13 protein-coding genes are annotated in these 14,498 nt (G+C 68.5%); 11 read left to right on the top strand and 2 right to left on the bottom strand.

Going from position 1 to position 14,498, the window contains the following annotated elements; translation table 11 throughout:
• Position 1: 1 nt before the first annotated feature.
• Positions 2-1,861, top strand: a complete 1,860-nt coding sequence (locus ACFPZN_RS46590; protein WP_378289826.1) for an ABC transporter ATP-binding protein — start codon at positions 2-4, stop codon at positions 1,859-1,861.
• A complete protein-coding gene (locus ACFPZN_RS46585) occupies positions 1,858-2,349 on the top strand; it encodes a S26 family signal peptidase (RefSeq protein WP_378289823.1) in 492 nt (163 codons plus the stop codon). Before ACFPZN_RS46590 ends, ACFPZN_RS46585 begins: the two co-directional genes overlap by 4 nt.
• Positions 2,350-2,381: 32 nt before the next feature.
• On the opposite strand, the gene ACFPZN_RS46580 is transcribed toward ACFPZN_RS46585, so the two are convergent.
• On the bottom strand, positions 2,382-3,392 hold the full coding sequence (locus ACFPZN_RS46580) for a SagB/ThcOx family dehydrogenase (RefSeq protein WP_378289821.1): 1,011 nt from the start codon (positions 3,390-3,392) through the stop codon (positions 2,382-2,384).
• 345 nt (positions 3,393-3,737) lie between these two features.
• Entirely contained in the window at positions 3,738-5,513 is a 1,776-nt protein-coding gene (locus ACFPZN_RS46575) for an AfsR/SARP family transcriptional regulator (protein ID WP_378289819.1), read from the bottom strand.
• A gap of 673 nt (positions 5,514-6,186) precedes the next feature.
• On the opposite strand from ACFPZN_RS46575, the gene ACFPZN_RS46570 reads away from it, so the two are divergent.
• From ACFPZN_RS46570 to ACFPZN_RS46530, 9 genes are all read left to right on the top strand, one after another.
• Positions 6,187-7,428 carry a hypothetical protein gene (locus ACFPZN_RS46570; RefSeq protein ID WP_378289817.1) on the top strand — a complete coding sequence of 414 codons (1,242 nt, stop codon included), beginning with the start codon at positions 6,187-6,189 and terminating at the stop codon, positions 7,426-7,428.
• Positions 7,400-8,167: an alpha-ketoglutarate-dependent dioxygenase AlkB gene (locus ACFPZN_RS46565; protein WP_378289815.1), complete on the top strand. Its 768-nt coding sequence runs from the start codon at positions 7,400-7,402 to the stop codon at positions 8,165-8,167. The genes ACFPZN_RS46570 and ACFPZN_RS46565 overlap by 29 nt, the downstream gene beginning before the upstream one ends.
• 241 nt (positions 8,168-8,408) lie before the next feature.
• Entirely contained in the window at positions 8,409-8,588 is a 180-nt protein-coding gene (locus ACFPZN_RS46560; protein WP_378289813.1) for a hypothetical protein, read from the top strand.
• 508 nt (positions 8,589-9,096) lie between these two features.
• The gene (locus tag ACFPZN_RS46555) at positions 9,097-10,035 is read left to right on the top strand and encodes a LysR family transcriptional regulator (protein ID WP_378289811.1); all 939 of its coding nucleotides are present in this window, start codon (positions 9,097-9,099) and stop codon (positions 10,033-10,035) included.
• 319 nt (positions 10,036-10,354) lie between these two features.
• Entirely contained in the window at positions 10,355-11,620 is a 1,266-nt protein-coding gene (locus ACFPZN_RS46550; RefSeq protein ID WP_378289809.1) for an aromatic ring-hydroxylating oxygenase subunit alpha, read from the top strand.
• Positions 11,604-11,927 carry a hypothetical protein gene (locus ACFPZN_RS46545; RefSeq protein ID WP_378289807.1) on the top strand — a complete coding sequence of 108 codons (324 nt, stop codon included), beginning with the start codon at positions 11,604-11,606 and terminating at the stop codon, positions 11,925-11,927. Before ACFPZN_RS46550 ends, ACFPZN_RS46545 begins: the two co-directional genes overlap by 17 nt.
• Before the next feature lie 88 nt (positions 11,928-12,015).
• Positions 12,016-13,278 carry an aromatic ring-hydroxylating oxygenase subunit alpha gene (locus tag ACFPZN_RS46540; RefSeq protein ID WP_378289805.1) on the top strand — a complete coding sequence of 421 codons (1,263 nt, stop codon included), beginning with the start codon at positions 12,016-12,018 and terminating at the stop codon, positions 13,276-13,278.
• Positions 13,279-13,282: 4 nt separating this feature from the next.
• Positions 13,283-13,618, top strand: coding sequence for a hypothetical protein (locus ACFPZN_RS46535; protein WP_378289803.1), 336 nt, complete (start codon positions 13,283-13,285; stop codon positions 13,616-13,618).
• Positions 13,575-14,498, top strand: a 924-nt coding sequence (locus ACFPZN_RS46530; protein WP_378289801.1) for a cytochrome P450, incomplete at its 3' end; no start/stop codon positions are given. The genes ACFPZN_RS46535 and ACFPZN_RS46530, both read left to right, overlap by 44 nt.

Here is a 14,498-nt window from a genome sequence, read left to right as displayed (position 1 = left end):
CATGGGCGACACGCTGGGCGGGGCCAGAACCGGAGCCAGGGCCGGTGGCGCCAGGATCCGGTACGCCCTGGCCCTGGCATGGCGCTCCGGCCGGTTCCAGATCCTCGGCTACGGGACGCTGGAGCTGGTGGCGGCCGTGGTGCCGGTCGGGGCGGCGTGGCTGACCAAGCTCGCGCTGGACGCGATCGTCGGGCGGTCCATCGGCGGTACGGCTCTGGCCTGGCTGGGCGGCGGGCTCCTGGCCGCCGGACTGACGGCAGCCGTACTGCCGCACCTGTCCCGTTACCTCCGGCAGGAACTCGAGCGGCGCATCGGACTGACCGCCCAGGACCGGCTCTTCGCGGCGACCGAGCGGCTGACCGGTCTGGCCAGGTTCGAGAACCCGGTGTTCCTGGACCGGCTGGCGCTGGCCCAGGGGGCCGGTGGCAGCACACCCGGCATGGTGGTCTTCGGCGTGCTGGCCGTCTGCCGGGGCGCGATCACCATCGTCGGGTTCCTCGGTTCGCTGCTGATGATCAGCCGGTGGCTGGCGTTGGCGGTGCTGCTCGCGGCCGTCCCCGTGCTCGCCGCCGAGCTGCGCCTGTCCCGGCTCCGCGCGGCGATGATGTGGCGGATCAGCCCGATGGAGCGGCGGGAGATCTTCTTCCAGCGGATGCTGGCCAGCGTGCAGGCGGCCAAGGAACTGCGCCTCTTCGGGACCACCCGCCACTTCCGCGACCTGATGACCGCGGAGCGGCGGGAGGCCGACGCGCAGCGCCGCCGGATGGACCGGCGCGACCTGATCACCCAGTCCGGCCTCGGAGCGCTGGCCGCCGGGATCGCCGGGGCCGGCCTGCTGTGGGCGCTCTTCACCGCCCGGGCCGGCGGGTTCACCGCCGGCGACATACCGCTGCTCATCGCCTCCGTGGCGGGGGTCCAGACCGCCGTGGCCTCACTGGTGAGCGAGCTGACGCAGGCGCACCACAAACTGCTGCTCTTCGACCACTACCTCACCATCACCGCGAGCGGACCGGATCTGCCGGTGCCCGCCGAGCCACAGCCGACTCCGCCGCTGCGTCGCGGCATCGAGATCCGCGGGGTGTGGTTCCGCTACTCGCCGGAGCATCCCTGGGCGCTGCGCGAGCTGAATCTCACGATCCCGTCCGGACGGTCCGTGGGCCTGGTGGGCCGGAACGGTGCCGGGAAGAGCACGCTGGTCAAGCTGCTGTGCCGGTTCTACGACCCCGAGCGCGGCGCGATCCTCTGGGACGGGGTGGACCTGCGCGACATGGATCCGGCCGAGCTGCGGTCGCGGATCGGCGCGGTGTTCCAGGACTACATGGAATACGACCTGTCAGCGGCCGACAACATCGGGCTCGGCGACGTCCGCGACAGGGACATGGACCGTGTGCGGGCCGCGGCGCGCAGGGCCGGTGTGCACGACGCCCTGGCCGCGCTGCCCCGCGGCTACGACACGCTGCTGTCGCGCCTCTTCTCCGCGAAACCCGGACATGACGACGACCACGAGGTCGGCGTCCACCTGTCCGGCGGGCAGTGGCAGCGGATGGCGCTGGCCCGCGCGTTCCTGCGCGACCGGCGGGACCTGCTGATCCTCGACGAGCCCAGTTCCGGCCTGGACGCCGAGGCCGAGCACGAGATCCACACGCGGCTGCGCGAGCACCGCGCGGGCCGGACCAGCGTGCTGATCTCCCACCGGCTGGCGGCGGTCCGCGACGCGGACCTGCTCGTCGTCCTGGACCGGGGACGGATCGTCGAACAAGGCGCCCACGCCGAGTTGATGGCGAGAGGCGGCACGTACGCCAAGCTGTTCACGTTGCAGGCGGACGGCTACCAGCCGGCCATGGACGTGCCGGCGCCATGACCTCGACCGCCGTCGCCGCCGTGACCGCACTCGCCGGGACCGCCGCGCTCATCGCCTGGCTGCGCCGCCGCTTCGTCGTGATCAACGTGGACGGCCCGAGCATGCAGCCGACGCTCTACGAAGGCGACCGCGTCCTGGTGCGGCGCCGGCCGCTGTGGCACCTCCGGGCCGGGGACATCGTCGTCGTCGAGAAAGCGGGACACCGCCGGCCGGGCCGTCACCGGCGCGTCGCCGCGCGCGGAAGCCGGAACCTCTCCGGCCACCGCTGGGTGATCAAGCGGGTGGCGGCCGTGCCCGGTGATCCGGTGCCCGCATCGGTGGCCGCCGCGGTGTCGGCCCCCGCCGGCGCCCGCGTGCCGGACGGTCGCCTCCTCGTCCTGGGCGACAACAGCGGCCGCAGCCTCGACTCCCGCCACTACGGCTACCTTCCGGGCGACGGCGTGCTCGGCGTCGTCGTACGCCAGATGCACAGGCATCACCAGGGATGACCCGCGCGATCGGTCCTCGTCGAGGTTCCGGGTCAGGGTGCGGAAAGGGTGATGTCGCGCCAGGTGGCGGGCGTGGTCGGTGATGGGAGGTTTTGCGGGTCGAGGTGGGGGCTGCCGGAGGCCAGTACGTACAGCGGGGTGCGCCCGGTGTTGTCCAGGCGGCACCGCTCGGCGATGGCGGAGTCGCGGAAGGCCGCGGTCTGGGCGGGCCCGAGCCCGAGCGCGGTGGCGGTCAGGGCGAAGGTCTGCCCGAGGTGGCCGGCGTCGAGCAGGCAGGCGCGATAGGTGCGCGGCGCGCGGTACTTGACGCTCATACGTTCCAGCCGGGCGGCGAGGACGACCAGGAATGCCGCGTCGCGACACCAGTCCTGGTCGGCGCACAGGTAGCCGGCCTCCTGCCCGGTGAACCCTTCTGTGAGCAGTTCCAGGCTGTGCTGCAGCGCGTTGTAGTGATACCAGCCGGGATCGAGATCGGAGACGTTGAGGACGCCCAGGTACGCGTCGATCTCCTGGCGGGCGCCGCCCTGCGGGCTGGTCCGGCGGAACACCGGCCCCTGCCCGCTGTCGATGAAGTCGACGGGGCCGAACACGGTGGCCATGAGCGCGGCGAGCACGTCCAGGGGCACCGGGTCGGGCGAGAAGTCGCGGTGCGTGCGGCGCCGATACAGGACCCGCTCGTACGGCGCGCGAAGATCGGCGGGGCGGCGGGGCAGCGGCAGCCGGGGCACGTCCGGATAGCCGGTGAACATGGCGGGCAACCCGACCGGCTCGACGAGCACCGGCTCCTCGGCGAAAGGAACGTCGTCGTAGACGTCCTGGACGGCGTAGTGGAAGAAGGACGCCTCAGGGGTCCAGGCGCCCCAGTCGTGGTGCACACGCGCGTCCCGCTCGGCCTCGGGGGTGTCCTCGGCGACCAGCGCCCCGGCATCGAAAAGGGTCCGGGCGGCTTCGTCGACCGTCTCGCGGGTCAGATGGTCCAGCGTTTTGGCCGCCTGCTCGACATTACTCCAGTCCTCGAATGCCGACAGGATTTCGGACGCCACCGGATGCACCGTCACCGGCGTTCCCGCCGGATACGGGTGCAGGACGAATTGGCCGTCGTACCAGTAGCACATCAGGCAACGGGAACGACGAAAACGCATGAAAGCTCCAGACCAGGTATGACGGTGAGGTGGGGCCGGGGCCCAGGCGGCCGCGCCCGGGCCCCGCGTTGTCGTTCAGATCCACCAGGGGAGCAGAACGACGGCGCCTCCCCTGGGCCGCTCGGTCCGGACCACCGGCCGCGTCTTCATCGAGATCGTCCGCATGGGATCCTCCCATTCGCCATTGACAAAGCAATCGAGAGTTTTCCACGGGCAGGCTTCATTCCGGCTTCATCGGACGCGGTGTCACGGGGCCTGCGCCAACTCGGCGGCATAGGCACGCAGCAGATCGTGGAAGGTGTACCGGCCGGGCTTGTGCTCGGTCAGCAGATGCGCGTCGCTCAGCTCGTGCAGCAGCCGTCCGGCCCGCGGCACCGCGACCCCCGCGAGGCGCGCCGCCGCGGACGCGGTGACGTCCGGGCCGGGCTGAAGGCCCAGCAGCCGGAACAGCCGGGCGGCGTCCTCGCTCAAGGCCCGGTAGGACCAGGAGAAGACCGTCCGGAGCTCGGTCGCGTCATCGGTCCCCGCGAACGCGTCCAAACGCGCCGGGACGGACGTGAGCCCGGCCGCCAAGGCCGGGAGCCCGAACCCGGGCCGGGCGGCGGCCCGGGCGGCGACGATGCTGAGCGCGAGCGGCAACCCCGCGCACAGGTCGATGATCGCCTTCACCGCGGCGGGCTCAGCCCTGACCAGGTCGGCGCCGAGGCGTGCGGCCACCATCTGGTGTGCTTCGGCGGGCGTGAGAAGGTCCAGCGCCAGCGGACGCGCCCCCTCGACGGCCACCAGCCCCGAATGCCGGTTCCGGCTGGTGACCAGGACGAGGTTGCCGGGTGCTCCGGGAAGAAGCGGCCGTACCTGTCCGGCCTCGCACGCGTTGTCGAGCACGATCAGCATCCGGCGGCCGTCCATCAACGACCGGTAGAGGCCGGCCTGATCGTCCAGGCCGACGGGAACATCGGTGTCGGTCACGCCGAGGGCCCGGAGGAAACGCCGCAGCGCACGTTCGGGCGGTACGGCCGTCCCCGGTCCGTGGCCGCGCAGATCGATCCACAGCTGACCGTCGGGGAACCGGTCGGCGACCCGCCGTGCCCAGTGGACGGCGAGTGCGGTCTTGCCGACCCCGGCCGTCCCGGTGATGACGCCGATCGCGCCGGCGGGATGACCGGCCGCCAACGCGTCCAGCGCCGCCAGTTCCCTCAGCCGTCCGGCGAAGGCGGGGACGCCCGGCGGCAACTGCCTTGGAATCGGCACCGCGGGCTCGGGGCCGCCGGTGCCCGGCCGGGACGCGCCGACGAGCACCTGCCTGTGGAGGTCCAGCAGATCCTGGCCGGGGTCGATGCCGAGTTCCTCGACCAGATTGCGGCGGATGGTGTGGAAGGCGTCCAGGGCGTCGGTCCGTCGGCCGCTGTCGCGCAGCGCCTGGATCAGCAAGGCCCAGGACCGTTCGCGCAAGGGGTGCTTGGAGGTCAGTTCGACCAGCGCCGCGATCGTCTCCGCGTGCCGGCCGCGCCGCAGTTCGACGCGCAGGTACCGCTCGGCGGCCTGGAGCCGCTGCTCCGCCAGCCATGGCGCCACCTCCCGCTGCAGCGTCTCCGACCGGATCCCGGCGAGCGGGTCTCCCCGCCATAGAGCCAGCGCCTGCTGCAGCGCCGCCGCCTCGCCGTCCAGGTCGTCGCGCCGGGCCGCCTCCTCGGCACGGCGCAGGAAACGGCGGAACCTGGTGAGGTCGACCTGATCCGGCTCCGCCTCGATCCGGTAACCGTCCCGGCAGGTGGTGATGATCTCCCCGGCGGACCAGCCCGCCAGCGCCTTGCGCAACCGGGTGATGTGCAACTGGAGCGCGCGGCGCGGATTGCCGGGCACCGCGTCGTTCCACACGGCCTTCGCCAGCGTCTCAACGGACACCGTGCTCCCGGCCTCAAGCAGCAATGTCACCAGCAGGACGCGATGCTTCGGCGACGTGACGTCGACGACGCGTCCACCGGCCCGCATCGAGAACGGGCCGAGCAACTGGAACTCCATGCCCTGGCACGCGCCTACCGGCTCGGCAAGGGCCTGCCTTGCGTGGACCATGCGAGGTACCCGTCTGCTGAAACGATCAACATCGCGGGGCGGGGGACCGTCAACGCTCGTCACGCGGGCGAACTTTCGGAGAGGTCTCGATTCGCCCGGTTTCCGGTTCGACCTGATCTTAAACCGCCGTACTCTGCCCCAGGAATGAAGCTCTCTGCTATGTCCTGTCAATGTCCGATGGCATGCCCAGCCTCGTCCACTCCGGGGAGCAAGCTTTTATACGCATACGAGAATCAGAATACGGGGACCTGTGCAACGTCACCGGCCGCCCGAAATGGACTCGGCACACGGGTGCGGCCCCAGCTAATCCGCTGACCATTCTGAGACGGCCATGATCGCCATCGCATGGTGCGCAACGCCGTCCGGCGGTTCGCCCGAGCCACCGGCCCTGAGCTCCGATCAACAAGTGGGAAAACGCCCTCAACGCCATGCTCTACTTGAGGGCTTATAAAGAATCTTCCGGTGCGGCGGACACCGTACGGCCAGGGCGCGGCCGGGCGAAGGATGCTAATCTTACCTCGTCTACCGTCCGAAAGTTCATGGGATGGGCCGAGCGGGCCGGCAGGCCATCTGGTCGGCTCTGCGGGTTCGTGTCTCAGAGTGCGAATGGCGGTGCGGTTTGTTGGACACAACAGAGCTGACGGAAGCCTGCACCGACGACGCGAACAACACCTTGGTCGCGCCTTCGACGTTGCAAGACAATGACTTGATCAGGGACTTTTTCGGGTCCACGATCACGCCAGAGTACCTTGCTTCTGGTTCGCCCGACCTCGAGCGGAAGACCGTCTACCTGTGTGGCGATGTATCCGGGATCAGCGACCGCCACCTGCGTGCGGCGGCCCGGGTATTCGTCATCCGGGAGCTATCACACGGCTACCACGAGGACGTCGACAAACCTTGGACCCTCGTCGACCTCGGCCAAGTTCCCATCCGCGTACACAACGCCGGCGTGTACTACCGCCGCTTTTTCGACCTCGGCGCCGATCACTTCGGACGGATCCGTGCGGACCACGCGTTCCAGTCCCTGACGGAGTCCACCAAGCCTGGAACGGCCCATCGCAGCGGAATCTATCTGACGCCTGTCGCACGACACGGTGACGAACTGCATTTCCGCCTGCTCCGGTGCTCCACGAATCTCTCGGGACCGACCGAGAGCTTCAGCCCGACCGACACGCGCATCGTCGACGCTCTGAACCGCGAGGCCGCCGCCGTCTTCCGGAACCAGGCACCGCTCAATCACGTCCTCGCTCAGACTTATCACAACACCCCTGCCACGGCCGAGCGCAAGCAGTCCAAGGCCAAGATCTCGGCCCATGCCGACAAGACCAAGGACATGCCCGTCAACGGCATCATGGCCTTTTGCACCTTCTATGACGGGCTCGACAGGCTGCAGCCCCTGGCCGTAGACGCCTTCGACTACGGTGTGAAGGGTGCCAGCGGGCTGACCAAGCTCCACTTTCGCCTCAAGGAGCCGACCGAAGAACGCAACGGGGTCACGCTCCCCCCGCAGTTCACCGTGACTCTCTACCCCGGCTCCGTGTTCTTCATGCCGCTGTCCACCAACCGCCTGTATACACACGAAATCCGGCCCTCGACGTTGGCCGCCGAGTTGCTCCCGATCCGCCTGGGATACGTGGTGCGCTGTTCGAGCACCGAAGCCGTGCACAAGAACGGCCAGACATTCCTCAAGGCGAACGGAGATCTGGTGAAGCTGGAGCCGCCCACACCGACGGGCATGGACGAACTGCGCAGGCTGTACGCCGAGGAGAACAAGAACTCGTCCTTCATTGATTACGGCGACGAGTTTCTCTTCAGCATGAACACGGGAGACTACCTTGCCCCCCGAGTCCAGAATCTCGGATGAGATCCTCTCAGACGCATTGCCGACCAAGGAAGATCTCTTTGCGGAGCTGTCCGCGTCGGCTCGTTTGGAAGACGTGGGAAAAGGCCGGCGTGGCGCCGTGCTCACCAGGATCGACGAAGCAGATGGTGTGCCTCTCGTACGTACCACCACTCGATACAGCAGCCCGCCGCAGCGTTTCCGGGCGGTGCACGAACGGCTGGCGCAACAGATTCAAGAACGTGCGGCGCTTCCGGTCAACTTCAACAACGCGCTCATCGAGCGCTACACGAACGCGTACAAAACCATGGGCAGCCATTCCGACCAAGCCCTAGATCTGGCCGACGGGTCGTTTATCGCCGTCTTCTCCTGCTACCAACACCCCGAAGCGAACCCGCCCAGAAAGTTGATCTTCGAGTCAAAGGGGTCAGACGGCGAGAAGTTCGAGATCCCTCTCACTCACAACAGTATCGTCGCGTTCTCTGTCGGCTCGAACCGGCGACTCAGGCACAAGATCGTACTAGACACGGTCCAGACGACCGACAACCAATGGCTGGGCGTAACCTTTCGAACGTCAAAGACCTTCCTTCGGTTTCGCGACGGACATGTATATCTTCCGCAGGGTGCACGCCTCACATCGGCCGACGATGACCAGAGGCGCGAGTTCTACCGACTACGGCGTCGCGAGAACAAGGAAACGGACTTCATCTACCCGCAGCTGACGTACACCATCAGCGAGAGCGACCTGATGCCGCCCGTCTGACCTTGATCGTTCACGCCCGACCTATCAACCAGGGCGAATGCGTGGAGACCGAGTAGCTGTAGTTCGTGGTCGGTGGCGCGGCTGCTCCATGGCGCGAGGTTGCCCTGCCGCCCCGGATCTTTGAGGCGTCTTCGCGGTAAGTGGAGGTGTGGAGCAGGCAGCGCAAGGACGAGATCCTGCTGGACGTTGATGACGTCGCGCTGGGGACCACCACTGTGATGCGCTGGAACGATCGTGATCAATGGGTGTGGTCGAACTGCAACGAGAGAGGACTTCCAGCGCGCCCAGCGGGTCCGCCGGAGGCGAGCACACGGCCAGTACTCCAAGAGGGGAACTGGAAGAACGACCAGGCGTACCACCGGTGCGCTTCCCCGACGAGTACGCCCTGGTCAACAAGCTCGAACACCCCAAGGTCGTCTAACTGCGCGAGGCCGAGATCATCGATCCCGTCCAGGCGTAGCCGGCGACGGCGGCCCGGCTCCGCAAGCGGCCGGCTGACAGGGGACACCGTCCAAGATCGATAACCCTCCGCCGGCACACGCCTGCCTTCCCGAGGAAGGAGTCGCCCGACCGGGAGGCCGATCGCGCGGCTCTGCGGCTCGTTGACACCGCGACCGTCGCCATGAGAATCTTACCTTCATATTAGAGAATAGCATTCTCAAAAATTGTGAGACTGGGCTTCACGCCTGGTGAGCGTGGTCCGCCTGCTGGGCCCCGGCGTGCGGAATGCTGGAGAACGGCACCCCAACGGTTGGTTCACGGACGTCGCGGCGCAGGACCGGGCGCCGTGCCGCGGCAGCCCGGCACGGGGCGCGCACCGGCCGACCGGGGCGTGGTCACGACGCGTTGCCGGCCCGCCCTCGTGCGGACCGCCCCCGAACGGCGACCCGTATGGTGCCATGCCCCCATGCGGGGCGAGGGGAAGGACGTTGGACTTCAAGCAGCTCAAAGCGCTCGTCACGGTGGCCGAGGTGGGCAGCGTCACCAGAGCCGCGGAGGTTCTGTACCTGGCGCAGCCGGCGGTCACCCGGCAGATCCGCGCGCTGGAGCGGGAGCTCGGCGTGGTCCTTTTCGAGCGGACCCGGGAGGGAATGCGGCCCACGGAGGCGGGCGCGGTCGTGGTGCATCACGGGCGCCGCGCGCTGCACGCGCTGGAGCGGGCCCGCGCCGACGTGCAGCCCACTCCCGGCGTGGTGACCGGCAACGTGACCCTCGGCCTGCTGGAGAGCACGAGCGACCTGCTGGTGGAGCCCCTGGTCGCCGTCCTCGCCGATGAGCATCCGGGGATCCGGCTGCGGCTGGTCATCGGGTACTCCGGGCATCTGCGGCAGTGGCTGGACGACGGCGACCTGGACCTGGCGGTGTTGTACAACCTCGGCAGCACTCCGTCACTGAACACCCACCCCCTGCTGCGCGAGCGGCTGTGGGCCGTCGCACCGGCGTCCGACGGCCTGCGCGGCGACCGTCCCATCCCCTTCGCCGAGGCGGCGGACCACCCGCTCGTGATGCCCGCGGCCGACCACGCGCTGCGCACCCTGGTCGACGGCGCCGCGGCGCAGGCGAAAGTCGAGCTCGACGTCGCCGTCGAGACCAACTCCATGAGGGTGCAGAAGCAGCTCGTCCAGGCCGGGCACGGCTGGACCGTCCTGCCCGGTGTGGGCGTCGCCGAGGAGGTCGCGGCCGGTCTTCTGAGCGCCGCCCCGCTCGGCGACCCGGAGGTGCGGCGCTCGATCGTGCTGGCCGCGCCGAGGATCACCCGCTCGCTCGCCGCCGTGAACGTCGTCGCCCGGACACTGATCCACCAGGTCCTGTCCGCCGTGGCGGAGGGCAGGTGGCCGTCCGCGCAGGCCCGTCCGCCGCACTCCTGAACCGCACTCCTGAACCGCACTCACCGGCCGTCGGGCCACCTGAGTCGATCTTCCCTTGGGTCATGCCGAACAGGCATACAGGTATGACACATCACTATTTTTCACGCATATGCCTTCGGCTTCATGATGGGCGGGAATTGAGCCGAAGGAGCGGTGAAACCACGGTGAGCCACGGTCCTGTCCCGGAGAAAAGGCGCCGTTCACTGCTTCTGACCTTGACGCTGCCCCCACGGCTGCGCGAGCCGACCATCCTCCGGGTCACCGGCCGGCGAGTCTGCGCAACACCTTCGGCATAGAGCCGGAACAGAGAGGTGAACACGTGCCCTACTTTCCGAAACCCGCCGAGGGCAGTTGGACCGAGCGCTATCCGGAGCTGGGAACCGGCACCGTCGACTACGGCGACTCGATCGACCCGGCCTTCTACGAGGCGGAGCGGGAGGCCATCTTCAGGCGGTCCTGGCTGAACGTCGGCCGGATCGAGCGCGTGCCCCGCGTCGGTGGCTACTTCACCAAGGAGCTGGCGGTCGTCGGCACGTCGCTGATCATCGTGCGGGGCAAGGACCAGAAGATCCGCGCCTTCCACAACGTGTGCCGTCACCGCGGGAACAAGCTGGTTTGGAACGAGCATCCGGGCGAGGAGTCCGCCGGCACCTGCCGCCAGTTCACCTGCAAGTACCACGCGTGGCGCTACGGCCTCGACGGCCGGCTGGCCTTCGTCCAGCAGGAGGAGGAGTTCTTCGACCTGGACAAGTCCGCCTACGGGCTCAAGGAGGTCGCCTGCGAGGTCTGGGAGGGGTTCATCTTCGTGAACCTCGACCCGCAGGAGAGCCTGCAGGAGCACCTGGGCGAGCTGGGGAAGGGACTGGAGGGCTACCCGTTCCACGAGATGACCGAGGTCTACACCTACAACACCGAGGTCGGCAGCAACTGGAAGCTGTTCATCGACGCGTTCGCCGAGTTCTACCACGCGCCGATCCTGCATCATAAGCAGGCCGTCCAGGGCGAGGCCGACAAGCTCAAGAACCACGGGTTCGAGGCGCTGCACTACGAGCTGTTCGGCCCGCACTCGATGGTCTCCTCGTGGGGCGGCATGGCACCGCCCAAGGACCCGTCCATGGTCAAGCCGATCGAGCGGGCGCTGCGCAGCGGCCTGTTCGGCCCCTGGGACCGTCCCGAGATCGAGGGCCTGGACGAGCTGCCGCCGGCCATCAACCCGTCCCGGCACAAGTCCTGGGGAACCGACTCGTTCATCATCTTCCCCAACTTCATGCTGCTGGTCTGGGCGCCCGGCTGGTATCTGACCTACAACTACTGGCCCACCGCCGTGGACCGGCACCTCTTCGAGGCCAACCTGTACTTCGTCCCCGCCAAGAACGCCCGCGAGCGGCTGGGCCAGGAACTCGCCACCGTGACGTTCAAGGAGTACGCGCTCCAGGACGGCAACACCCTTGAGGCGACCCAGACCATGCTCGCCTCCCGCGCCGTCACCGAGTTCCCGGTGAACGACCAGGAGATCCTGCTCCGGCACCTGCACAGGGTGGCCCGCAAGCGAGTCGAGGAGTACAACGATGCCGCTGCCCGCTGATTTCACCGACCTGGAGCCGTACGCGGACTGGGCGCTGGCGACCGAGCCCGAGCGCTACGCCAAGCGCCTGGCCTCCTCCATGGCGGACATGCAGGCGCTCTACGACGCCGCCTTCCCCCGGCTGGACGACGCGATCGCCTACTGCGACACCTTCCCGTGGGACGACCTTCCCGACGAAGCCCGCACCCTGATGCACCTGATGCAGTCCCTGGTCATGGTGTCGTTCCCGGTCGAGGTGTGGAAGCAGGCGAGGGTCCCCGACGCCGGCGCGGCCTACCTGGACCTGGTCTCGGGGCACGTGGTCTGAAGGGCCGTGCCGGCTCAGGTGGCGCGGACCCGCCCGGTCCGCGCCGCGACCGCCGTCACACCCGCGGCATCGCCATTGGAGGACTGACATGGCTCTTTATCCGAAACCGGCAGAGGGCAGCTGGACCGAGCACTACCCCGACCTCGGGACCGGGGTGGTGTCCTTCGAGGACTGCATCTCTCCGGAGTTCTACGCCGACGAGCGCGAGGCGATCTTCAAGCGGGCCTGGCTGAACGTCGGGCGCGTCGAGGACGTGCCGCGCAACGGGCGCTACTTCACCAAGGAGATCGAGGTCGCCGACACCTCGATCATCGTGGTGCGGGACATGCGGGGGCGGATCCGGGCCTTCCACAACCTCTGCCGGCACCGCGGCAACAAGCTGCTGTGGAACGACTTCCCCGGCGAGGAGGTGCGGGGCTCGGCGCGCCAGTTCACCTGCAAGTACCACGCCTGGCGCTACGGCCTGGACGGCGCCTGCACGTTCGTGCAGCAGGAGGGCGAGTTCTTCGGCCTCGACAGGTCCGACTACGGCCTGGTGCCGGTGCACTGCGAGGTGTGGGCGGGGTTCGTCTTCGTCAACCTGGCGAAGGAACCGGCCCAGTCGCTGCGGGAGTTCCTCGGCCCGATGATCACGCCGCTCGAGGGCTACCCGTTCGACCGGCTGACCGAGCGCTACGACTTCCGCGCCGACATCGGTTGCAACTGGAAGATCTTCTCGGACGCCTTCCAGGAGTACTACCACGTGCCCGTCCTGCACAGCCAGGAGGCCACACCCGCCGCACGGCCCAAGGTCACCGGGTTCGAGGCGCCGTACTACCGGCTCGACGGCCCGCACCGGCTGGTCAGCATCTCCAGCGTTCCCCGGCGGCTGTGGCCCGCCGACTACCAGTACCCCATCGAGATCGCGACCCGCAGCGGCCTGTTCGGGCCATGGAACGAGCCGGATCTGGGCGACGACCTGCCCGGGACCAACCCCGGCGGGGTCAAGGACTGGGTCACCGACAACTTCCAGATCTTCCCCAACATGGAGATCCTGATCATGTCGAACGGCTGGTACTACCTGTACCGCTACTGGCCGACCTCCTACAACACCCACCGGTACGAGGGCACGCTGTTCTTCCCCCCTGCCGAGCGTGCCAGCGACCGCGCCGCGCAGGAGTGCGCGGTGGTGATGTTCAAGGAGTTCGCGCTGCAGGACGCCGGCATGCTCGTGGGCACCCAGCAGGCGCTGGAGTCGCGGGCGGTCCAGGACGACTTCCCCCTCAATGACCAGGAACTGCTGGTGCGCCACTTCCACAAGTCGGTCGGCGACTGGGTCGAGGACCACCGAAACGCGCGTCAGGAGGTCTGAAGAGATGCCGGACACGCTCCTCCCCGCCGAATTCTCCGATCTGCAGCCTTTCGCCGAGACCTGGTGCCTGGCCACCGAACCCGAGCGCTGGGCACAGCGCATGGCGAGCACCATGCCGCAGATGCAGGAGTTCTACGACGCCGGGTTCCCGCGCATCCAGGACGCCCTCGCCTACTGCGACAAGTTCCCCCTCGACGACCTCACCGACGACGCACGCAACCTGCTCCACCTGGTGCACTCGATCACCATGGTCGCGATGTGCGTCGAGATATGGCACCAGCCCAAGGTCATCAACGGTGCCGACGCCGAGATCCACCGCATCGGCGAGCCCCCGCCCTGACGGCAAGGGCCGCACGAGGCCGGTCAGTCAGTCCGAGGCGCGGCAGCAGGCGCGCAGCATCGAGAAGGCGGTGAGCACGGTGGACGATGTCGAGGCGGTCGACTTCTTCCGGGGTGAGGAACTGGTCGAGGACCCCTACCCCTACTTCGAGGCGCTGCGCGGGCAGTGCCCGGTCCAGCGCGAACCCCATCACGACGTGGTGATGGTGACGGGGTACGACGAGGCGGTGCAGGTGTTCAACGACACCGAGACCTTCTCCTCGTGCACGTCGGTGACCGGCCCCTTCCCCGGTTTCCCCGTCCCGCTGGAGGGCGACGACGTCTCCGAGCTCATCGAGCGGCACCGCGACGAGCTGCCGATGAGCGACCAGCTCCCGACGTTCGACCCGCCCGTGCACACCGCGCACCGCGCGCTGCTGATGAAGCTGATCACCCCCCGGCGCCTGAAGGAGAACGAGGGCGCCATGTGGCGGATCGCCGACGGGCTGCTGGACACCTGGCTGCGGGGCGGCGAGGGCGAGTTCATCAACGGGTTCGCCAACCCCTTCACCCTGCTGGTCATCGCCGACCTCCTCGGCGTCCGCGAAGAGGACCGCGAGGAGTTCGCCGCCGTGCTCCAGCAAGGGCACAAGGCGGGGGGCGGCATCGGCGGCACCGGTGAGAAGAGCCTGGCGCACACCCCGCTCGAATACCTGTACGGGCGCTTCACCACTTACATCGAGGAGCGCCGCCGCGAGCCCCGCGGGGACGTGCTCACAGGGCTGGCCACCGCGACCTTCCCGGACGGCTCGACCCCCGACGTCGGCGACGCGGTGCGGGTGGCGGCCAACCTGTTCGCGGCGGGCCAGGAGACCACCGTGCGGCTGCTGGGCTCGGCGCTC

Source organism: Actinomadura rugatobispora (assembly GCF_042656285.1).
GTDB lineage: Bacteria > Actinomycetota > Actinomycetes > Streptosporangiales > Streptosporangiaceae > Spirillospora > Spirillospora rugatobispora.
This window is presented reverse-complemented; position numbering and strand designations above follow the sequence as displayed.